Source organism: Amycolatopsis sp. WQ 127309 (assembly GCF_023023025.1).
Lineage (GTDB): Bacteria > Actinomycetota > Actinomycetes > Mycobacteriales > Pseudonocardiaceae > Amycolatopsis.
In genome coordinates, this window is record NZ_CP095481.1 from 5,199,143 (window position 1) to 5,219,216 (window position 20,074).

Consider the following 20,074-nt stretch of genomic DNA (forward strand, 5'->3'; position numbering starts at 1 on the left):
GACTCTCCGTCTCGGAAAGCGGACGGGGACTCCCGGATGTCGGGCACTGGCCCTTAACATTCGGGTATGACGTCGGTGATCGAGCGGTTGCGAGGAGACGGGCCGAAGTTCTCCATCGAGTTCTTCCCACCCCGGGACACGGCGGACGAGGCCGTCCTGTGGAAGGCCGTCCGGGAGCTCGAGCCGTACGACCCGGCCTACATGTCGATCACCTACGGGGCCGGCGGCTCCAGCCGCGACGGCACGATCCGCAGCATCGCCCGCGTCGCGACCGAGACGACGCTGGTGCCGATGGCGCACCTGACCGCCGTCAACCACTCCGTCGCCGAGCTGCGCAACGTGATCGGCTGGTACGCCTCGGTCGGCGTCCGCAACATCCTCGCGCTGCGCGGCGACCCGCCCGGCGACGTCTACGGCGAGTGGACCCCGCACCCCGAGGGCCTGAACTACGCCGAGGAGCTGGTCCAGCTCGTGCGGGAGCTGGGCGACTTCTGCGTCGGCGTCTCGGCGTCCACCTACGGCCACCCCCGCTCGCCCGACCTCGAAACGGACACGAAGTACCTGGTCCGCAAGCTGCGCGCGGGCGCCGACTTCGCGATCGCGCAGCTGTTCCACGACGCCGAGGACTTCCTGCGCCTGCGCGACCGCGTCGCCGCGACCGGCTGCGACGTCCCGGTGCTGCCCGGCGTGATGCCGCTGACGACGCTGCGGACCCTGCAGACGACGATCAAGCTGTCCGGCGCGCCGGCCCCGGCGAAGCTGCTCGACCGGCTCGAACCGCTCGCCGACGACCCCAAGGCGTTCCGCGCCGCGGGCATCGACGTGATCACCGAGCTGTGCGAGAAGCTGATCGCCGAGGGCGTGCCGAACCTGCACTTCTACACCTTCAACCGGTCGAAGGCGACACGCGAGGTGATCGCGCGGCTGGGCTTGGTGCCGGCCCGCACTTAAGTCCGTACCGCGGCCCCATACTGGACCGGTAGCGTGCGGCGCATGGCTTCTTCTTCCGATGGCGTGCACGGGATCTGCGACCGCTACGTCGACGACTACGCGGCCGCCGACCCGGTCGCCGCGACCTCCTTCGGCATCATCGGCCACGATCACCGGCTGACCGACTACTCGCCCGCCGGGTTCGACGAGCGCGCCGAGCTGGCCGCGCGGGCACACGCCGCGGTGACCGCGGCCGAGCCCGCCGACGCCGGCGAGCGGTCCGCGAAGGCCGTGTTCACCGAGCGGATCGGGCTCGAACTGGAGATCCACGAAGCCGGTCTCGACGTGGCGCAGCTCAACGTGATCTCCAGCCCGGTCCAGGAACTGCGGATGGCCTTCGACCTGATGCCGGTGGACACCGAGGCCGACTGGTCGGTCGTCGCGACGCGGATCGGCGAGGTGCCGAAGGCGCTGGCCGGGATCCGCACGGGCCTGCTGGCCGGGTCCGACGCGGGCCACGTCGCGGCGCTGCGTCAGGTCGCGAAGGTCGCGGAGCAGTGCGAGACGTGGGCCGGGCTGAAGGAGGAGAAGGGCTTCTTCAGCGAGCTCGTCGGCGGCGCGGAGAAGCAGGGCGACGCGCTCAAGACCGACCTCGCGCGCGGCGCGCGGGCCGCCGAAGAGGCGTTCGCGGAGTTCGCCGGGTTCCTGCGCGCCGAGCTGGCGCCGAAGGCCCCGGGCAAGGACGCCGTCGGCGAGGACGTCTACCGCCTGTGGTCGCGGTACTTCGTCGGCGCGGCGCTCGACCTGCGCGAGGCCTACGAATGGGGCTGGGCGGAGTTCGCCCGCATCGAGGCGGAGATGCGCACCGTCGCGAACCGCGTCAAGGCCGGCGCCACCCCGGCGGAGGCGGCGGCGCAGCTCGACGCCGACCCGCGCTACCGCGTCCAGGGGCGCGCCGAGTTCGAGGCGTGGATGCAGCGGCTCTCGGACGACGCGCTGAAGTCGTTGCGCGGCAAGCACTTCGACATCTCGGACCGGGTGATGGCGCTGGAGTGCCTGATCGCCCCGCCGGGTGGCGGCGTCGGCGCGTACTACACCGGCCCGAGCGAGGACTTCGGCCGGCCGGGCCGCATGTGGTGGTCGCTGCCGCCGGGCCGCGACGAGTTCATCACCTGGCGCGAGACGAGCACGGTCTACCACGAGGGCGCGCCGGGCCACCACCTCCAGATCGCGACGGCGGTCGACAAGTCGGACGCGCTGAACAAGTACCAGCGGATGATGGCGTTCACGTCGGGCCACGCGGAAGGCTGGGCGTTGTACTCCGAGCGCCTGATGCAGGACCTGGGCTACCTCTCCGACGACGGCGACCTGCTGGGCATGCTGTCCGAGCAGCTGTTCCGCGCCGCCCGCGTGATCATCGACCTGGGCATGCACCTGGAGCTGGAGATCCCGGCAGGCACCGGTTTCCACGAAGGTGAGCGCTGGACCTCGGACCTGGGCCTGGAGTTCATGCTGACCCGCACGATCACCGACCCGGCCCACGTCCGCGACGAGATCGACCGCTACCTGGGCTGGCCGGGCCAGGCCCCGTCGTACAAGATCGGCGAGCGCCTGTGGCTGGCGGCCCGCGAGGACGCCCGGGCCCGCGCGGGAGCGTCGTTCGACATCAAGCGCTTCCACACCCAGGCCCTGGACATGGGCGGCATGGGCCTGGACACGCTTCGGGACCAGCTGGCCCAGCTGGACTGACGAGCCGAGCCCCGCCGGTCACCGGCGGGGCTCGGTTTCGGCCCGGCCGAGCACGAGAAGGTCCAGGGCTTGCCCTTATGCGCGCCCATCCGAGTCCGTGGTCTCGATCGTGGGCGTGGTGGTCACCCCGGTACCGCCGAGCAGGTCTTCGTCCAGGGTGTGTTGGTGAAGATCGGCAGGCTGCCTCAGCGCACCGTCTGCAAGAGGACTGCCGATCTTGAAGGACCCGCCCGCTTCCAGTTCGGTCCGCAGTGCGGCGCTCGCGTGGGTGATTTTTGCCTTGATCATTTCGAATCTTTTCCATGGCTCGCTTGGTAGCTCTTCTCGTCGTACTCCCCGTGGCATTGGAACGTTTCGCGGGCTCCGGGGATCGGCAATGCCACGTATCGCAGCGACATGCGAATGTCCATGACGCGGCCGAGGCGTGCCCCGGAGTTCGTAAACGAGGCGGCGACCGCGAAGTGGGGTAGTCGCCAGGACTCGTCACCGTTCTTCATCCGATGCATGCCAACGCGCATGGGACCGAACGCGGCGACCACCGTGAACGGCGCGAGATGTGTGCGCCGAAGAGTGATCGCGGAGACGATCAGTGCCAGTCCTGAAAAACTGCCGAAACAACGGTTGGCAAGCTCACTTCCGATCCCTTCTTTTGGGTCCTGGCCAGAGTATCTGGCCGCTTCGAGCGAAATCTGTGGTCAAGCAGGGCTCGCTCACCACAAGGGCACCCCTGTGGACAAGCGGGCCCGGAACGTCGCGCCCGCCGGCTCGGGGCGGGCCCGAAAACCCGTCGCGCCATCGGACCGCTCCCGCTAGCGTCGGCTCCGTGCATCGGATCCTGTTCGTCACCCCGCCGCCCCGCGCCTGAGCGGGGTGGTCTTCGCCGCGTGACCCGCGGCTTCTTCGTGGTGCTCTGAAGCAGATCGCCCCGCGTCGTCGATTCCGATTCCTTCGACGCAGGAGCGTTTTCCGATGTCCCTCGCCCTACCCGTGCGCGCCCGTTCGTCGGCCGCGCTCGTCCTCGCCGGTGTCCTGTGGGGCACCGGCGGTCTCGCCGGTTCGCTGCTCGGCGCACTCGCCGGCCTCCACCCCCTCGCCGTCGCCGCTTGGCGGCTGCTCGTCGGCGGGGGAGTCGCGTGCCTGTTCGTCAAGGCCCGCCCGCGCGGCCGGGCCGCGGCGAAGCGGCTGCTCGCCGTCGGCGGCCTGTTCGCGCTGTTCCAGGCCAGCTACTTCGCCGCCGTCGCGCTCAGTTCGGTGAGCGTCGCGACGATGACCACGATCGGCGCGGCGCCCGTCGTGGTCACCGTGGCCCGGTGGCGCCGCCCCGGCCGCTGGACGCTGGTCTCCCTGGCCGGCACCCTCGCCGGCCTGGTGCTGCTCCGCTGGACGCCGGACGTTTCGGCGTCCCTCGGCGGGCTCGCGTTCGCGCTGCTCGCGGCGGCCGGTTTCGCGACGCTCACCCTGCTCACCGCGAAGCCGGTCGAAGGCCTCGACCCGCTGTCCACGACGGCGTTCGGCTGCCTGCTCGGCGGGCTGCTGCTCACGCCGCTGGCGAGCTGGTCCGGCATGGCGTTGCCGCTGCACCTGGACGTCCTCGCGGTCGCCCTGTACCTCGGTGTGGTGCCGACGGCCCTCGCGTACGCCGCGTACCTGCGCGGCCTCGCGGACGCGCATCCCGTGCTGGGCGCGCTGTCGGCCGTGCTCGAACCGCTGACGGCGGCGATCCTGTCCGCGGTCCTGCTCGGCGAACGGCTCGCCGGCACGGCGTGGTGCGGCGCGGCCGTGCTGGTCGCGGCGCTGGCCGTCGGCTACTGGCGGCCCGAACCGAGGTGAGTCCCGGCGCTGCCCCTCAGCGAGGCTCGAGGGGCTCGAGGGGCAGCGTCCGGCCCAGGATCGCGAACGGGCGCGGGTCGCCGGCGAAGTGGTAGTCGCGCAGGACGTCGACGAACCCGGTGCGGCGGTAGAGCTTCCACGCCCGGCTCGTGCCCTCCGGCGTCGACAGCAGCACGTTCGCGCTCGGCACGCCGTCGAGCAGGCCGTGCAGCAGGTCCTCGCCGATCCGGTGGCCCTGGTTCTCCGGCCGGACGTGGATCTCGGTCAGCTCGAAGTAGTCCGTCAGCCAGCGGTCGGCCTCGGCGGGCCCGGACCGGCGGCTCAGGCCGTGGCGCACCTGCTCGTGCCACCACTGCCCCGGCCGGCCGCGGTAGCCGTAGGCCAGGCCGAGCAGGACGTCGTCGGCGTCGAAGGCGGCCATGCAGCGCCAGCCCTCGCGCAGCGCGTGGGTCAGCCACATCGGCGCCCGCTGCTCGGCGGTGCCCGCCGGGTAGCGCATCGCCCGGACGTAGATGTCCAGCGCCTCGGGCAGGCGCGCGCGGAACTCGTCCGCGGAGAGCTGGACGTAACGGGAGCGCATCGCGGTCACAGCTGGCTATTCTCCTCCGCGCCCGCGAGCGCGCCAGGGGTCCCCCCGGTCAGGGTGACCAGATCGGCGAACGTCGTCGGGAAGACGGTCTTCGGGTGCCCGGCGGCGGCCCAGACGACGTCGTGGGCGGCCAGCGCGGTGTCGACGAGCGTGGTCAGCCGTGTGGGGTGCCCGACCGGGGCGACGCCGCCGATCGGCTGCCCCGTGTGGGCCCGCACGAAGTCGGCGTCGGCCTTCCCGACGGCCTCGACGCCGGCCAGGCCGGCGAGCGTTTCCGGGTCCGCGCGGTGGGCGCCGGAGGTCAGCGCGAGCAGCGCGTGCGCGTTTTTGTCGTACCCCACGCGGAAGATGAGGCTGTTGGCGATGGCCCCCACCGGCACGCCGAGTGCCTCGGCCGCCTGGGCGGCGGTCCGGACCTCGGCGGGCAGGACGCGGATGCCTTCGGCGGCGGCGTGCTGCCCGGCTTCGGACAGCGCGGCCGCCACCTTGGCGACGGCGGGGTGGTCCAGCGAACTCATGAACCTATGAGATCACGCCGGCGGCGAGGTGTCCCGCACCACGTCCGGGGGATTCCGCCTCGGGGTTGAGCGAACGCCACGTCCGGGGTTACTCTGGAAATCGTTCGAACAGACGTTCGACATCTGGTGAGCGCGCACCGGTCAGGTGACCGGCGCGGGGCGGGGGAAGCGTCCCGCGCCGGGCACCGCCCGGGCTCACAACGCGCAGGAGGAGGGTCGTCATGTCCGTCTCGGTCGTGTCCCCCGCGGATCCCGGGCAGCCCCAGCTGCCCCTGTCGCTGCGCCCGCCCGCCTCGCCGGCGGCGGCCGGCCTGCTCGCCCAGGCGCGGCGCGGCCTCGCCGAAGCCGAGCGGGAAGCCGATCCCGCGGAGCGGTTCATCGGCGCCTACCTCGCCGCGCTGCGCGGCGCCGCCGCGGTGCTCGCCGCCCACGGCCGCCCGCACCGGGGCCGGTCGCGCCCGGCCAGCACGTGGGTCCTGCTCGACGCCGACGCCCCCGAGCTGCGGGAGTGGTCTGCCTTCTTCGCGAGCAATTCGGCCATGCGCGCCGACGCCCAGGCCGGTATCACCGGCCGGGTCACCGCGGAGGCGGCCGCGGCCCTGGTGCGCGCCGCCGAGCCGTTCCTGGAGCTGGTCCGCCGTCTCGTGCACGGCCTGCCGATCGCGGAGGACGCCCATGTCGCGTGAGCACGGCCTGATCGACCAAGGGCGGCTGCTCACGGCGTTGGGGATCGAAGGCGGAATACTGGTCGACGCGGTGCGCGCGGCGCCGCTCGAGGCGCCGGTGCCCGCGTGCCCGGGCTGGTCGCTCGGCGAGGTGGCCCGGCACGTCGGCAGCCGCTACCGGATGGTCCGGCGCCGGCTGGCCGAAGGGCGCGTCCCGGACGAGTGGCCGCGGGACCCCGCGCCCGGCCAGGGCCTGGCGGACTACCTGGAGACCGGGCTGGCCGAACTGCTCGACGAGCTGGCGGCCCACGACCCGGGGGAGCGCGCCGACACGTGGTGGCCCGCCGACCCGACGTACGGCTTCTGGCGGCGGCGGATGGTGCACGAGACCCTGGTGCACCGCGTCGACGTCGAACAGTCCGCGGGTGTGGAGCCGCGCGAGGTGCCCGAAGACCTCGCGCTCGACGGCATCGACGAAGCGTTGCTCCTCTGGTTCGGGCAGAAGCTGCCGCTGCTCGGGCTCACCGGCACGAAAGCGGGCTCGGTCGGCGTGCTGGCGGGCGGCCACAGCTGGATCGCCCGGGCCGGTCCGGAGGTGACGCAGGCCTGGCACTGCCCGGCCGAGGAGGCCGGGGCCGCGGACGACGTCGTCACGGCCGAACCGGAGCGGATCTACCTGTGGCTCTGGGGCCGGGCGTCCCTGACCTCGGTGACCGTGCGAGGAGTGCACGACCAGGCGGCGCAGCTCTGGGCGCTGCTGCGGCTCGCGACCCGATGACCCGGCCGGTGGGGAAGCCGAACCGGAACTGTCGGTGGTGCGGGCTAGCGTGCGGCGCATGAGTACTCGCCTGGTCAACCTGGTGATCGACGCGGCGCGGCCGAGGGTCCTGGCGGGCTTCTGGGCCGCGCTGCTCGGCTGGCGCGTCGCCGGGGAACTGCCCGGCGAGGTCGACGTCCGCGCCCCGGAGACCGACGGCTGGGACCTGGACCTGGTGTTCGTCCCGGTGCCGGAAGCCAAGGTGGTCAAGAACCGCATCCACCTCGACCTGGCGAGCCGGACGCCCGCACACCAGGAGGAACTGGTCGCCCGCGCCCTGGAGCTGGGCGCCCGGCGCGTCGACATCGGGCAGGGCGCGGTGCCGTGGGTGGTGCTGGCGGATCCGGAGGGCAACGAGTTCTGCGTCCTGGAGCCGCGCGAGCAGTACGCGGACACCGGCGCGGTGGCGTCGATCCTGGTCGACGCCTGGTCCCCGCCGCGGCTGGCGGACTTCTGGGCGGGCATCACGGGCTGGGAGGTCCGGGCCGGCCAGGGTGAGGTCATCGTGGGCCTGCGCGCGCCGTCGGGCCGCGGGCCGTGGCTGGAGTTCCTGCGCAACGAGGACGCGAAGCGCGTGAAGAACCGGGTGCACCTGGACATCGCGCCCCCGGCGGGCGCCGACCACGCGGCGGCGGTGTCGGAGGTCCTGGTGGCGGGCGCGGCCCCGGCGGACCGCGAAGGCGTCCGGGTGCCGTGGCGCGTGCTGACCGACCCGGAGGGCAACGAGTTCTGCGTGCTGACCCCGCGCTGACCTAGCTTGGGAGGTATGGAGAACTTCGACTGGCAGGGGCGCCGGATCGCCTGGGAGCGCGCGGGTTCCGGGCCCGCGGTGGTGTTCTGCCACGGAACGCCCTGGTCGTCCTGGCTGTGGCGACCCTTCGCCGAAGCCCTGAGCGGCGACTTCACGGTGTACCTCTGGGACATGCCGGGCTACGGCCGGTCGTCGAAGGACCCGTCCCACGCCGTCGACTTCGGCGTCCAGACGGAGGCGTTCACCGCCCTGCTCACCCACTGGGGCTTGGAACGCCCGCACGTCGTGGCCCACGACTACGGCGGCGCGGTGTCGCTGCGCGCCCACCTGTTCCACGACGTCCCGTACGCATCGCTGCTGCTGGCCGACGCGGTGGCGATCCCGCCGTCGGGTTCGCCGTTCTTCCAGCTGGTCAAGCAGCACCCGGACGTGCTGGCCCAGGTGCCGCCGTACATCCACGAGGCGCTGGTCAGGGCGTACATCGGCAACGCGGCTTTCCACCAGCTGCGAGAGTCGGACCTGGCCGCACTGGTAGCCCCGTGGCTGGGCGACGAGGGCCAGCCCGCGCTCTACCGCCAGATCGCCGCGTACGACGAGAGCTACCTGGCCGAGAACGAGCAGCGGCTGAGCCGGCTGGACCTCCCGGTGCGGGTGCTGTGGGGCACAGAGGACACCTGGATCCCGATTTCCCTGGGCGAGCGTCTCGCGGCGGCCATCCCGGGCGCAACGTTGACCCCGGTCGAAGGAGCGGGCCACCTCATCCAGCTGGACGCCCCGGTCAGGGTGGCCACCGAGCTACGGACCTGGCTGACGCAGGTGGCGGCCTGAGCCCTGTCTCGCTTGGCCGCGGCCGGCTCCCGCGCCGACGGTCGAGCCGGCTGGTGCGAGCTGAACCGGTGCTCGGATCGGCGGTCGGGCTGCCGCTGAACTGGCTTGTCCTCAGCCGGCGGACTAGCGGTCGGTTCCCGCGCTGCCGGCCGAGCCGGCTGGCGCGAGCTGAGCCGGTCCTCGGATCGGCGGTCGGGCGGCCGCCGGACGGGCTTGTCCTCAGCCGGCGGCCCAGCGGTTGGTAGGCCGTGCCCGTCCCCAGGTTGGCGGCGGCCGGTTCCCGCGCTGATGGCCGAGCAGGGCTGGTTCGTGGTGCGAGCTGAGCCGGTCCTCGGATCGGCAGTTGGGCGGCCGCTGGACTGGCTCGTGCTCAGCTGGCTGCCCAGCGGTTGGCGGGGCCGTGCCCGTCCCCGGGTTGGCGCCGGAGCTGCCGCCGGTCGTCCCCGTTCCCGGCGGCGCGCAGCGGGCTGACCGTTGCCGAGCCGGAAGCGGGCTGCCGTGGGTCGGCGGGTACCTCCGGGACCGGGGTTTCTCCCCAGGTCGGCGGGCCGGCCGTCGCCGTGCCCGGCCTGAGCCCGGCGGCGCGTCGGTGGCTGTGCCGGCGGGGTGTGGGGCTTGTGTGTTTCGCCGGAGTTGCCGGGTCGCGTCGAACGCTGACCTGCGCGAAACACTCGCGTCCCGGTGAGGCAACAACCGCGGGGGACCGTGGTGGGCATGGAGACCTCTCGAGCGTTGCCCCAGCACGGTCAGCCGGCCGCCGTCGAGGAGCCGGCCGTGCCGTCCGCTTGGCGGGTGCGGGTCCGGATGCACGACCACCCGGGCACCCTGGCCCGCATCGCCATCCGGCTCGCCGACCTCGAGTGCAACATCCTCGGCCTGACCGTGCTGCCGGTCCCGGGCGGCGTGCTGGACGAGATCGTGCTGCGTCCGGCGATCGGCCTGCCCCGGCGGCTCCTGGTCGACGCCATCCGCGACGAGGGCTGCGAGTGCACCGCGATCATCGACGCCGACGTCCACGAGCTGGTCGACTCGGCGTCCTCGACGCTGGCCGCGGCCCGGCGCGCGATCGACGATCCGGCCCGCCTCGCCGAGGTGCTGAAGGAGGTCCTGGCCGCCGACGTCGTCACGCTCGTCCCCGCGACCGAGACCAACCCGGCCCGCACCGAGAGCGGGCACCGCGCGGTGTTCGCGCTCGGCGCCGACACCGCGCTGGTCGCGCGCCGCCAGTGGGCGCCGTTCGTGCAGCTCGAGCTCACCCGCGCCGAGTCGCTCGTCACGTTGCTCACCGCGGCGGCCCGGAACGTCGCGGGCCCGGTGGTCCTCGACCGCCCGGACGGCGCGGCGATCGTCCTGCGCAAGGGCCTCCCCGGCGACGCCGACGCGGTGTCCGAACTGCACCGCCGCTGCTCGATGGCGACGCTGTTCCGCCGCTACCACACGGGGGTGCGGACGGTGCCGCGCCGCTGGCTGCACCGCCTGCTGATGCCCCCGCGCGGCACGAGCGTGCTGGCCGTCTTCGGCCGGGAGGTGATCGGCCTGGCCCAGCTCATCCCGTCCGCGGCGGGCGGCGCCGAGATCTCCCTGCTGGTCGAGGACGACTGGCAGCGCCAGGGCATCGGCACGGCCCTGCTGGCCCGGCTCGCGGTCATGGCCGAGGCCCAGGGCATCACGGAGCTGACCGCCGACTGCCTCGCCGGCGACGACGTCCTGCCCCGCACCGCGGCCCGAGCCGGACTGCGCACCGAGCGCGGCTCGGAGGACGGGGCCAAGCTCAGGTTGTTCCTGCCGGCTTGAGCGCGGTCAGCGCTTCCAGAACCAGTCCTTGTCCCGTGCTTCGCGCAGAGCGGTCTTCTTGCGCTCGGTCGTGAGCCGGTCGAGGTAGAGCACGCCGTCGAGATGGTCGGTTTCGTGCTGCAGGCACTGCGCCAGCACTTCTTCGCCCTCCACCTCGATCGGCTCGTTGTGCACGTCCACGCCGCGGACCTTGGCGTGCACCGCCCGCTCGGTGGGGAACCACAGTTCCGGCACCGAAAGACAGCCCTCGTTGATCTCGTGCGTCTCTTCGGACAGCTCGACGATCTCGGGGTTGATGACGTACCCGGTGAGCCCGGCGACGTCGTAGCTGAAGATCCGCAGCCCGACGCCGATCTGCGGCGCGGCCAGCCCGGCCCGCCCGTCGGGTTTCACGGAGTCGACCAGGTCCCGCACGAGCGCCTCGAGCTTCTCGTCGAAAACCGTGACCGGATCGCAGGCGGACTTGAGGATCGGGTCCCCGAAATAGCGCAGCTCGCGCATGGCCATGAGCAGAACATCCTTCGTGCGGTGTCGGACTGGCAGCTTAGGCCAGCGGTGAATCGCCCCGCCGGGGAATCACCACGAACCCGGCGGGTGGCCGGGGTCAGGCGCGGAGCCGGAGCCCCGAGGGTGTCGCGCGGAAACCCGCCTCCGTCAGCACTTGCGCGAGTTCGGAGGTCAGGGCTTGCTCGCCGTCCGCGCGCTGGACCGACAACTGGCCCAGCCAGCCTTCGCGGACCGCCGCCGACAACGCCTGGGCCGCGTCCGTGAGCGGTTGCCGTTCCTCGGTGAAGCTCAGCAGCGACCGGCCGCCTCGCTCGACGTACAGCGCCGGCACCCCGTCCACCAGCACGGCCAGCGCACCCGCCTTGCGCGCCGGACGATGCTTCGTGTCGCCGGTCGCGGCGGGCCAGGGCAGCGCCGCACCGTACGGCTGGGCCGGATCCGCCGCCGCCAGGACCACCGCGCGCCCGGGAGCGGGACGGCCCGGGCCGGACAGCGCGCGCAGCCGGTCCACCGCACCCTTCGCCGCGAACTGGGCCGCGCCGAGGCCCTCCACGACGTACCCGCGGATCACCTGGCCGGTGTCCTCCATGCCGCGCAACACCTTGTAGATCCCGGAAAACCCGCCGGTGACGCGTTCGGTGTCGAGCGCGCCGCGGGTCAGGACGCCGTGGCGCTCCAGGAACGCCTCGGTGCGCGCGTGGGCCCGCCGGGTGGCGTCTGTCTCGCGGACGGGGGTCAGCGCCCACCGGCCGGCGGCGGTCGGTGGCCCGGAGCGCGACGGCATCTGCGGCCGCCCCGCCCGCAGCCGCGCGTACCGGCCGCGCGGGGCCTGGCGGCGGGGTTTGTGCGCCCCGTGCCCGGCGACCTGGGCGCGCAACGGCCCCAGCGTGTCGCCGGTGACCAGTCCGGCCCACACCAGGTCCCACAGCGCGGCCACGGCTTCGGCGTCGCTCGGTGCCTTGTCCACCAGCACCGTCGCGCGGTCCACCAGCTGCCGGAAGAACAGCGCGCCACCCTCCAAAGTGGACACGATGGCGTCGTGCAGCGGGCCGGTCGGGATGTCTTCGACGACCTCGGGCAGCAGCAGGTCGGCGACGTCGGTGGGCGCGAGGGCGATCCAGCCGTCGCCGCCCGACAGCGCGCCGCAGCCCGCCCAGGTGACCTCGCCCGCGGTCGTCAGCTCGTCCAGCAACGCGGGGGAGTAGCCCGGCAGCCGCCCCGGCAGGATCAGCGACTCCACCGCGCTCGCCGGCAACGGCGCCCCGGCGAGCTGCTCGACCACCGAGAGCACGTCGTCCGCCGTCGGCGCCGCCCGGACGCGACCACCGAACCCGTGCCACGACGGCAGGAACCGCCCCAGCGCCGCCGGTTCGACCGGCTCCACCTCGGCCCGCAGCTTCGCCAGCGACGCTCGCCGCAGCCGGCGCAGCACCGCCGAATCGCAGTACTCGACCCCGGCACCGTGGGTGTCCGGGTGCCCGACGGGACTCAGCTCGCCCCGGACCAGGCGGCCTTCCCCGGTCAGCCGGTCGAGGACGCCGGTGACGACGGCTGTGCCGAGCCCGAACCGCGCGGCCACGGCCGCCGCGGCGAACGGACCCCGGCTGCGGGCGTAGCGCGACAGCAGGTCCCCGAGCGGGTCCGCCACCGGTTCGGTGAACGCCTCGGGCACGCCGACCGGCAGCGCGGTGCCCAGCGCGTCCCGCACCCGGCCCGCGTCCTCGATCGCGATGAACCGTTCCTCGCCACCGATCCGCACCCGGAGCGCGCGCCGCGCCCCTTCCAGTTCGGTGAGCCACTCCGGCTGGATCCCGCGCTCCCCGGCCTCCGCGATGGTCAGGTCACCGATGAACCGCAGCAGGTCGGCGGCGTCCTCCGCCGAACGCGCGTGGCGGTCGGGGTCGAGGCGCTGCAACGACCGGGTGACCTCGGAGACGGCTTCGGGATCGAGCAGTTCCCGGATCGCTTCGGTGCCCAGGAGTTCGGCCAGCAGCCCCGAATCCAGCGACAGCGCCGCCGCGCGCCGCTCCGCCAGCGGGGCGTCGGTCTCGTAGAGGAACATGCCGATGTAGCCGAAGAGCAGGCTGCGCGCGAACGGTGACGCGGCCGGCGTCTCGACCTCCACCAGCCGGACCTTGCGGGCCCGGACGTCGGCCATCAGCTCGCGCAGCCCGCCCACGTCGTAGACGTCCTGCAGGACTTCGCGCATCGCCTCGAGCACGACCGGGAAGCGTTCGTACTTCGCCGCGACCGACAGCAGCTGCGACGCCCGCTGCCGCTGCTGCCACAACGGGGTCCGGCGCCGCGGGTCCCGGCGCGGCAGCAGTAGTGACCGCGCCGCGCACTCCCGGAACCGGGCCGCGAACACCGCCGAGCCGCCCACCTCGGCGACGATCAGCTGCTCGACCTCTTCGGGGTCGAGCAGGATGTCGTCCGCGCTGATCGTGACGTCCGCGCCCTCGGCGTCCAGCGCGTCGGGCAGGCGCAGCACGATGCCGTCGTCGGAGTGTGCGATCTGCGCGTCGACCCCGCGGTTCTCCCGCAGCCGCGCGGCGATCGCCAGCGCCCACGGCGCGTTGACCTGCGCGCCGAACGGCGAGTGCACGACGATCCGCCAGTCGCCCAGCTCGTCGCGGTAGCGCTCCAGCAGGATCGTGCGGTCGTTCGGGACGTGCCGGGTCGCGGCCTTCTGCTCGGCCAGGTAGGCGAGCAGGTTGTCGCACGCCCGCTGGTCCAGGCCCGCCGCGGTGGCCCGCTCCCGCGCCTTCTCGTCGTCCGATGTGGACAGTTCGCGGACGAACTTCCCCAGTGCCCGGCCCAGTTCCAGCGGACGCCCTGGTGCGTCGCCCTTCCAGAACGGCATCCGCGCCGGTTCGCCCGGCGCGGGCACCACGATGACGCGGTCGTGCGTGATGTCGGTGATCCGCCACGACGACGTGCCCAGCAGGATGGTGTCGCCGACGCGCGACTCGTACACCATCTCTTCGTCGAACTCGCCGACACGCGAGCCCGGTTTGTCGTCGCCGCCCGGAGTCATGACGGTGAACAGGCCGCGGTCCGGGATGGTGCCGCCCGAGGTGACGGCCAGCCGCTGCGAGCCCGGCCGCCCGCGCAGCTCGCCGGCGATGCGGTCCCAGGTGATCCGCGCCCGCAGCTCGCCGAACTCCTCGCTCGGGTACCGGCCGGCGAGCATGTCGAGCACCGCGTGCAGCGCGTCGTCCGGCAGCGCCGCGAACGGCGCCGCCCGCCGCACCAGTGTCGCGAGGTCCGTGACCGACCACGGCTCGAGCGCCACCATGGCCACGACGTGCTGCGCCAGGACGTCCAGCGGGTTGCGCGGGTACCGGACCGCTTCGATCGCCCCGCTCGCCATCCGTTCCGCGACGACCGCGCAGGACACGAGGTCCCCGCGGAACTTCGGGAACATCACCCCGGAGGACACCGCGCCGACCTGGTGCCCGGCGCGGCCGACGCGCTGCAGCCCGGACGCCACCGTCGGCGGCGCCTCGATCTGCACCACCAGGTCGACCGCGCCCATGTCGATGCCCAGCTCCAGCGACGACGTCGCCACCACGCACGGCAGCTGCCCGGACTTGAGCGCCTCTTCGACGTGCGTGCGCTGCTCCCGCGACATCGACCCGTGGTGCGCCCGCGCGATCACCGCCGGCGCGCCGGTGCTCACGCCCGACTGCCCGACGGCCTCCGCCGGGAAGGTGTCGCCGGCGGTGAGCTCGGTCTGTTCGGCGGCGAGTTCGTTGAGCCGCGCGGTCATCCGCTCGGTGAGCCGCCGGGAGTTGGCGAACACGATGGTCGAGCGGTGGGACTGGATCAGGCTCAGCACCCGTTCCTCGACCGCGGGCCAGATCGACGGCCGCTGCACCGGGTTGCCGGAGATCTCCTCGAGCGTGCCCAGCCCGCCGGGCGCGACCTCACCCGGCGGGAACGCGGTGGTCATCGACTCCAGCTCGTCGAACGGGCTCGGCGCCGGACCGCGCGGCGCGTCGAGGTTGCTCATGTCGTCGACGGGGACCTCGACCCGCACCTCGATGGTCTTCGCCAGCTTCGGCTGCACCACCCGCACCGGACGGCCGCCGGCCAGGAACGCGCTCACCTCGTCGACCGGGCGGACCGTCGCCGACAGGCCGATCCGTTGCGCGGGCTTCGCCAGCAGCGAGTCCAGCCGCTCCAGCGACAGGGCCAGGTGCGCGCCGCGCTTGCCGCCGGCGACCGCGTGCACCTCGTCGACGATCACCGTTTCGACGCCGCGCAGGGACTCCCGCGCCGACGAGGTCAGGATCAGGAACAGCGACTCGGGCGTGGTCACCAGCACGTCCGGCGGGGTCTTGCCGAACGAGCGGCGCTCGGCCGCGGTGGTGTCGCCGGTGCGCATGCCGACCGTGATGTCGGGCACCGGCAGCCCGAGCCGCCGGGTCGCCTGCGAGATCCCGGCGAGCGGGGCCCGCAGGTTCCGCTGGACGTCGACCGCCAGGGCCTTCAACGGCGAGACGTAGAGGATCCGGCAGCGTTTCGTGGCTTCGGCCGGCGGCGGTTCCACCGAGAGCCGGTCCAGCGCCCAGAGGAACGCGGACAGGGTCTTGCCGGACCCGGTCGGCGCGACGACGAGGGCGTGTTCACCCGCGTGCGCGGCCCGCCAAGCCCCTTCCTGGGCCGCGGTGGGCGCGGCGAAGGCACCCGCGAACCAGTCCCGGGTCGCGGGGGAGAAGAGGTCGAGCACGTCAGCTGCCACGTGGTCCATGATGCGCGCCCCCTCCGACAGTTTCGGTTTCACCGGCCAGCAGGACGCCTCCGCTCTCGGCGAACGGCGAGTACTGGATGTCGACCTTCGTGCGGTCGGTGACCAGGCGGAACTCCCGGTCCAGCGGGGTCCAGTAGGGGAAAGGTGCCTGGCCCAGCTGGGAATGGTCGGCCAGCACGTACGCCTCGGCGCCCGCGTGCAGCATCGCGTGCCGGACCACCGACTGCTCGAGTGACGGGCAGCACAGACCCCGTCCGGACACCAGGCCGTCGGTGCCGAGGAACACCCGGTCGGGTGAGATGTGCCGCAGTTGCGCGAGGACGCTCTCGCCGAGGATCGCCTCGCCGGGGTGCCGCAGCCGCCCGCCGAGCACGATCAGGTCGATCCCGGGGAAGCCGGCCAGCTCGCGGATCGCGGTGACGCTGTTGGTGACCACCGTCAGCCCCTCGCGGTGGGCGAGGTACCGGGCGAGCCGCCCGGTGATCGTCCCGGCGTCGAGCAGCACGACTTCGCCGTCCCGCACCAACGCTGCGGCTTCACGAGCGATGGAGTCCCTCGCCGCCGCGTGCTCCTGGTCCTTCTCCTGAGGACCGCGGTCCGGGCCGGTGTCGAGCGCGCCGCCGTAGGTGCGCACGACGTGCCCGGCTCCGGCGAGCGAAGCGAGGTCACGGCGGATCGTCGACTCGGAGACGCCGAACTCCTCGGCCAGCTGCGTGATGCCGCCCGAGCCGTCGCGGACGGCTTCCAGCAGCATCGCGCGCCGGTCCCGGGTGCCCGGTCGTGGCTGGGACGTCATCGGCCGGGCGGGTAGATCGAGGGCAGCTTCCGCGCGTACGGCGCCAGTGCCGCCGCCGCCTTGAACGCCGCGACCATCGTGCCGTGCGAGGCCCGGCCGGTGCCGGCGATGTCGAACGCCGTGCCGTGGTCCACCGACGTGCGCAGGATCGGCAGCCCGACGGTGACCGACACCGTGCCGTCGAAGTCGTAGGTCTTCGACGCGATGTGCCCTTGGTCGTGGTACAGCGAGAGCACGCCGTCGAAGTGGCCCTGGATCCCTTGGTGGAACACGGAGTCCGCGGGGAGCGGGCCGACCACGTCGAGGCCCGCGGCCCGCGCGGCGGCCACCGCGGGGGCGATGGCGACGATCTCCTCGTCGCCGAACTTGCCGCCCTCGCCGCCGTGCGGGTTCAGCGCCGCCACGGCGAGCCGCGGTTTCTCCGTGCCGAACACCTCCAGCGCGGTGTACGCCTCGCGGATCGCGTACTCGATGTTCTCCCGGGTGATCCGGTCGATCGCCTCGCGCAGCGAAAGGTGCCTGGTGGCGAAGAAGATCTTCAGCCCCGACACCCAGAACATCGTGTTGAACCGGGTCGAGCCGGTCAGCTCGCCGAGCATCTCGGTGTGCCCGAGGTGCTGCGAGCCCGCCGCCCAGATCGCCTCCTTGTTGATCGGCGCGGTCACGACCGCGTCGACCTCGCCGGCCAGCGCGAGCCGGGTGGCCACCTCGATCGCGCCGATCGCCGCCGCGCCCGCGGTCGCGTTCACCTCGCCCCACGGCAGGTCCTCGCGGACCACGCCGAGGTTGAGGATGTCGATCACGCCGGTGGTGAAGCGCGCGTCGGCGACCGTGGCGATCGGGTTGATCTCCAGGTGCAGGCCCAGGTGCCGGACCAGGCGTTCCAGCACGATCGCGTCACCGACCGCGACCCCGCGCGCCATCTGCAGGGACTCGGGCTCGGCGAGGGTCTTCAGGGTGATCTCCGGGCCGATGCCCACGGGATCGCCGAGGGTGACGGCGAGGATCGGGAGGTCGTTCACAGGCGCTTCCTTCTGGTCGGCACTGCGGTACGGGGTCGTCCGTCGAACGGGTGCGACTCGCGCCGCGTGTCATGAAGTAGAGAGTACGCCGACTTGCGCAGAGTGCGCAACTGGGTTGCGCGAAGTGCGCAGCTCGGCCGAGCGGCAGTGACTTTCGCGGGTCCGCACGCACGGTGACCGCGCACGTGGCAGCATCACGGCCAGCGTCGTCAAGGCGTGTTTTCGCGAAGGGGAGTGCTGTGCGGATCCTGTCGGTGGACCTCGGGACGTCCAACACCGTCGCCGTGCTGTCGGCGCACGGCATGCCGCCGAGGGTCGTCGAAGTGGACGGTTCGGCCAACATGCCGTCGGCCGTGTTCGCCACCGAAGAGGGCACGATCATGGTCGGCCGCGACGCCGAACGCCGCGCCCGCCTCGACCCGACCCGGTTCGAGCCGAACCCCAAGCGCCGCATCGACGAGCAGACCCTGTTGCTGGGCACCGACGTCGTGCCGGTGAACGAGGCGCTCGCCGCCATCCTCCGCCGCGTCCTCGAAGAGACGTCGCGCCAGCTCGGCGGCGAACAGCCCGACGAGGTCCGGCTGACCCACCCCGCGCAGTGGGGGCCGACCCGCCGCAACGTCCTGATGTCCGCCGCCCGGCTCGCCGGGATCGGCGGGAACATCCTGCTGGTGCCCGAGCCGGTCGCCGCGGCGGCGCACTTCGCGTCGTTCCCCGGCAAGGCCCTCGCGCCCGGGCAGGCGCTGGCCGTCTACGACCTCGGCGCGGGCACCTTCGACGTCGCCGTCGTCGGTGCCACGCAGGCCGGGTTCACCGTGCTCGCCGAGGACGGCCTGCCCGACCTCGGCGGCCTCGACGTCGACCAGGCGCTGATGGTGCACGTCGGGCGCGAGGTCTCGCACTCCGACCCGCAGCGCTGGCAGCGGCTGCTGCGGCCCGAGTCGACCGCGGACCGCCGGACCCGGCGCGCGCTGCAGGAGGACGTGAAGGCGGCCAAGGAGGCCCTTTCGCGGCACCCGCAGACCGAGGTGCCGATGCCGGAGCCCTTCAAGGACGTCCTGGTCACGCGCGGTGAGCTGGAAGGCCTGGTCCGCCCGGCGATGCTGCGCAGCGTGGAGCTGCTGGCGCGGACGCTGCGCTCGTCCGGGCTGACGCCGGATCGGCTCGCGGGCATCTACCTCGTCGGCGGGTCGAGCCGGCTGCCGCTGGTCGGCGCCATGATCGCGGAGAAGCTCGGCGTCGTGCCGGGCAGCCTCGACCAGCCGGAGACCGCCGTCGCGCTCGGCGCCCAGCACGTCGCCCGCGACGGGCTCGGGGCGCGGACGCAGAACGTCGAGGGGGCCGTGGCCGCCGGTACCGCGCCGCACCGCCCGCAGTACGCGCCGCCGCCTCCGCCGCAGTACCCGGGTTACGCGCCTTCGAACTTCCCGCCCAGCGGGCCGCAGCGGGTGCAGGCCCCCGCGCCGTCGAACTTCCCGGCGTACTCGCCCGCGGCCGAGCAGGCCGAGCCGAAGCCCGGCGGCCGGAAGAAGCTGGTCATCGGGATCGCGGTCGCGGTGGTCGTCGTGCTCGCGGCGGGGCTGACGTTCTTCCTCACGTCGTCGTCCGCGGCGACGACCTACACCGCGGACCAGTGCAAGACGCCGGGCCAGGCCGACGACAAGGGCTTCACCGGCTGCCTGCGCCAGCTCGCCGGGAAGATCGCCGACACCGGCGACTGCAAGCCGGGCATGGGCAACGGCCCGGCGGCGCCGGCGGAGAACCTCGGCGCGTCGTCGACCTGCTCCGCGCCGGGCCGGGCGGGCACCCAGGTGACCTACGTCCACGGCGACAGCGCCGACACGCTGAAGCAGTACACCGACGGCCTGCTCGCCTCCGCCGGCGGTGACCGCACCGAGGCCGACTGGGGCGGCAACGGGCTCAAGGGCCACTACGCGTCCGCCGCGGGCAAGACGTCGGCGGTGCTCGTGTTCACCGTGTCGGACCGGCCGCTGACCGGCTTCATCTACCAGCTGAACTCGAGCGACCAGGCCGCGGCGACCACGCCGGGCACGCTGGCCGACTACTTCGAGGCGAGCGTCCAGCCGGGGAGCTGACCCGGGAAGGGCGCGAACGGGCCGTTCGTGCCCGGCACGACCGCCCGGATAGCATGGCTCCGATGCGCATCACGGTTTTCCGGCGGCTGATGGCCGACGAGTTCGGTCCCGGGCGGGCCCAGGTGCTGGCACGGGATCACGTGCTCAGCGCGCTCGGTGGCCGCACCGTCGACCAGGCGCTGACCGCGGGAATCCCGGCGAAAGAGATCTGGCGAGAGGTCTGCGACGCCTTCGACGTCCCGGCGGAACGGCGCTGACCTGCGAGGATCCGGCCGGCCCCTACCCGGGCGGGCGAAAATCCTAGCGCAAGGGTGTGTCGCTGCCGACCTCGAACAGGTGTTCGTCTATGGTGTTGTCCACATACGGGTCCAGCGATCCACAGATGGGGCGCGCGCCTGGAATTGTCGGACCCCGCCGCTAGCGTCG

Annotated in this window: 17 protein-coding genes; 10 read left to right on the forward strand and 7 right to left on the reverse strand. The window is 73.1% G+C overall.

Annotated features, from left to right (window positions below; all coding sequences use genetic code 11):
- The first annotated feature begins 66 nt into the window (after window positions 1–66).
- Both MUY22_RS24575 and MUY22_RS24580 read left to right on the forward strand, forming a co-directional pair.
- Window positions 67–951 carry a methylenetetrahydrofolate reductase gene (locus MUY22_RS24575; RefSeq protein ID WP_247062945.1) on the forward strand — a complete coding sequence of 295 codons (885 nt, stop codon included), beginning with the start codon at window positions 67–69 and terminating at the stop codon, window positions 949–951.
- 42 nt (window positions 952–993) lie between these two features.
- A complete protein-coding gene (locus tag MUY22_RS24580) occupies window positions 994–2,679 on the forward strand; it encodes a DUF885 domain-containing protein (protein ID WP_247062946.1) in 1,686 nt (561 codons plus the stop codon).
- A gap of 75 nt (window positions 2,680–2,754) precedes the next feature.
- On the opposite strand, the gene MUY22_RS24585 is transcribed toward MUY22_RS24580, so the two are convergent.
- Entirely contained in the window at window positions 2,755–2,967 is a 213-nt protein-coding gene (locus tag MUY22_RS24585; RefSeq protein WP_247062947.1) for a hypothetical protein, read from the reverse strand.
- Window positions 2,968–3,648: 681 nt separating this feature from the next.
- Between MUY22_RS24585 and MUY22_RS24590 the strand changes: the two genes are divergently transcribed.
- Entirely contained in the window at window positions 3,649–4,509 is an 861-nt protein-coding gene (locus MUY22_RS24590) for a DMT family transporter (RefSeq protein WP_247062949.1), read from the forward strand.
- 16 nt (window positions 4,510–4,525) lie between these two features.
- Here the strand turns inward: MUY22_RS24590 and MUY22_RS24595 are convergent, their stop codons facing one another.
- Together MUY22_RS24595 and MUY22_RS24600 are read right to left on the reverse strand one after the other, a co-directional pair.
- Window positions 4,526–5,089, reverse strand: a complete 564-nt coding sequence (locus MUY22_RS24595) for a GNAT family N-acetyltransferase (RefSeq protein WP_371827681.1) — start codon at window positions 5,087–5,089, stop codon at window positions 4,526–4,528.
- A gap of 5 nt (window positions 5,090–5,094) precedes the next feature.
- On the reverse strand, window positions 5,095–5,616 hold the full coding sequence (locus tag MUY22_RS24600) for a YbaK/EbsC family protein (RefSeq protein ID WP_247062953.1): 522 nt from the start codon (window positions 5,614–5,616) through the stop codon (window positions 5,095–5,097).
- A 221-nt stretch (window positions 5,617–5,837) separates the two neighbouring features.
- Here MUY22_RS24600 and MUY22_RS24605 point away from each other — a divergent pair, with 221 nt between their 5' ends.
- The 5 genes from MUY22_RS24605 (at window position 5,838) to MUY22_RS24625 (ending at window position 10,471) form a co-directional block, all read left to right on the forward strand.
- The gene (locus MUY22_RS24605; protein ID WP_247062955.1) at window positions 5,838–6,302 is read left to right on the forward strand and encodes an SAV_6107 family HEPN domain-containing protein; all 465 of its coding nucleotides are present in this window, start codon (window positions 5,838–5,840) and stop codon (window positions 6,300–6,302) included.
- Window positions 6,292–7,059, forward strand: coding sequence for a maleylpyruvate isomerase family mycothiol-dependent enzyme (locus tag MUY22_RS24610; protein ID WP_247062957.1), 768 nt, complete (start codon window positions 6,292–6,294; stop codon window positions 7,057–7,059). The genes MUY22_RS24605 and MUY22_RS24610 overlap by 11 nt, the downstream gene beginning before the upstream one ends.
- 58 nt (window positions 7,060–7,117) lie before the next feature.
- A complete protein-coding gene (locus MUY22_RS24615) occupies window positions 7,118–7,849 on the forward strand; it encodes a VOC family protein (protein ID WP_247062959.1) in 732 nt (243 codons plus the stop codon).
- Window positions 7,850–7,864: 15 nt separating this feature from the next.
- Window positions 7,865–8,677 carry an alpha/beta fold hydrolase gene (locus MUY22_RS24620; protein ID WP_247062961.1) on the forward strand — a complete coding sequence of 271 codons (813 nt, stop codon included), beginning with the start codon at window positions 7,865–7,867 and terminating at the stop codon, window positions 8,675–8,677.
- Window positions 8,678–9,391: 714 nt separating this feature from the next.
- Entirely contained in the window at window positions 9,392–10,471 is a 1,080-nt protein-coding gene (locus MUY22_RS24625) for a GNAT family N-acetyltransferase (protein WP_371827640.1), read from the forward strand.
- A gap of 6 nt (window positions 10,472–10,477) precedes the next feature.
- Here the strand turns inward: MUY22_RS24625 and def are convergent, their stop codons facing one another.
- From def to pdxA, 4 genes are all read right to left on the reverse strand, one after another.
- Window positions 10,478–10,978 (reverse strand): peptide deformylase, encoded by a 501-nt coding sequence (gene def, locus MUY22_RS24630; protein WP_247062962.1) that lies wholly within the window; start codon window positions 10,976–10,978, stop codon window positions 10,478–10,480.
- A gap of 97 nt (window positions 10,979–11,075) precedes the next feature.
- Window positions 11,076–15,734, reverse strand: a complete 4,659-nt coding sequence (locus tag MUY22_RS24635) for a DEAD/DEAH box helicase (protein WP_247062967.1) — start codon at window positions 15,732–15,734, stop codon at window positions 11,076–11,078.
- On the reverse strand, window positions 15,715–16,530 hold the full coding sequence (locus tag MUY22_RS24640; protein WP_247062969.1) for a DeoR/GlpR family DNA-binding transcription regulator: 816 nt from the start codon (window positions 16,528–16,530) through the stop codon (window positions 15,715–15,717). The genes MUY22_RS24635 and MUY22_RS24640 overlap by 20 nt, the downstream gene beginning before the upstream one ends.
- Entirely contained in the window at window positions 16,527–17,552 is a 1,026-nt protein-coding gene (pdxA, locus tag MUY22_RS24645; RefSeq protein WP_247062972.1) for a 4-hydroxythreonine-4-phosphate dehydrogenase PdxA, read from the reverse strand. The genes MUY22_RS24640 and pdxA overlap by 4 nt, the downstream gene beginning before the upstream one ends.
- 239 nt (window positions 17,553–17,791) lie before the next feature.
- On the opposite strand from pdxA, the gene MUY22_RS24650 reads away from it, so the two are divergent.
- Together MUY22_RS24650 and MUY22_RS24655 are read left to right on the forward strand one after the other, a co-directional pair.
- Window positions 17,792–19,648, forward strand: coding sequence for an Hsp70 family protein (locus MUY22_RS24650; RefSeq protein WP_247062974.1), 1,857 nt, complete (start codon window positions 17,792–17,794; stop codon window positions 19,646–19,648).
- Between the two features lie 62 nt (window positions 19,649–19,710).
- Window positions 19,711–19,905, forward strand: coding sequence for a DUF3046 domain-containing protein (locus MUY22_RS24655; RefSeq protein WP_247062976.1), 195 nt, complete (start codon window positions 19,711–19,713; stop codon window positions 19,903–19,905).
- The last annotated feature ends 169 nt before the right edge of the window (window positions 19,906–20,074 follow it).

Excerpts from the sequence above, each read along its gene's own strand:
- MUY22_RS24640 (WP_247062969.1), bottom strand. The coding sequence starts at position 16,530 with ATGACGTCCCAGCCACGACCGGGCACCCGGGACCGGCGCGCGATGCTG.
- MUY22_RS24605 (WP_247062955.1), top strand. The coding sequence starts at position 5,838 with ATGTCCGTCTCGGTCGTGTCCCCCGCGGATCCCGGGCAGCCCCAGCTG.
- MUY22_RS24655 (WP_247062976.1), top strand. The coding sequence starts at position 19,711 with ATGCGCATCACGGTTTTCCGGCGGCTGATGGCCGACGAGTTCGGTCCC.
- MUY22_RS24575 (WP_247062945.1), top strand. The coding sequence starts at position 67 with ATGACGTCGGTGATCGAGCGGTTGCGAGGAGACGGGCCGAAGTTCTCC.
- MUY22_RS24625 (WP_371827640.1), top strand. The coding sequence starts at position 9,392 with ATGGAGACCTCTCGAGCGTTGCCCCAGCACGGTCAGCCGGCCGCCGTC.
- MUY22_RS24585 (WP_247062947.1), bottom strand. The coding sequence starts at position 2,967 with ATGATCAAGGCAAAAATCACCCACGCGAGCGCCGCACTGCGGACCGAA.
- MUY22_RS24595 (WP_371827681.1), bottom strand. The coding sequence starts at position 5,089 with ATGCGCTCCCGTTACGTCCAGCTCTCCGCGGACGAGTTCCGCGCGCGC.
- MUY22_RS24590 (WP_247062949.1), top strand. The coding sequence starts at position 3,649 with ATGTCCCTCGCCCTACCCGTGCGCGCCCGTTCGTCGGCCGCGCTCGTC.
- MUY22_RS24635 (WP_247062967.1), bottom strand. The coding sequence starts at position 15,734 with ATGGACCACGTGGCAGCTGACGTGCTCGACCTCTTCTCCCCCGCGACC.
- MUY22_RS24580 (WP_247062946.1), top strand. The coding sequence starts at position 994 with ATGGCTTCTTCTTCCGATGGCGTGCACGGGATCTGCGACCGCTACGTC.
- MUY22_RS24600 (WP_247062953.1), bottom strand. The coding sequence starts at position 5,616 with ATGAGTTCGCTGGACCACCCCGCCGTCGCCAAGGTGGCGGCCGCGCTG.
- def (WP_247062962.1), bottom strand. The coding sequence starts at position 10,978 with ATGGCCATGCGCGAGCTGCGCTATTTCGGGGACCCGATCCTCAAGTCC.
- MUY22_RS24620 (WP_247062961.1), top strand. The coding sequence starts at position 7,865 with ATGGAGAACTTCGACTGGCAGGGGCGCCGGATCGCCTGGGAGCGCGCG.
- MUY22_RS24610 (WP_247062957.1), top strand. The coding sequence starts at position 6,292 with ATGTCGCGTGAGCACGGCCTGATCGACCAAGGGCGGCTGCTCACGGCG.
- MUY22_RS24615 (WP_247062959.1), top strand. The coding sequence starts at position 7,118 with ATGAGTACTCGCCTGGTCAACCTGGTGATCGACGCGGCGCGGCCGAGG.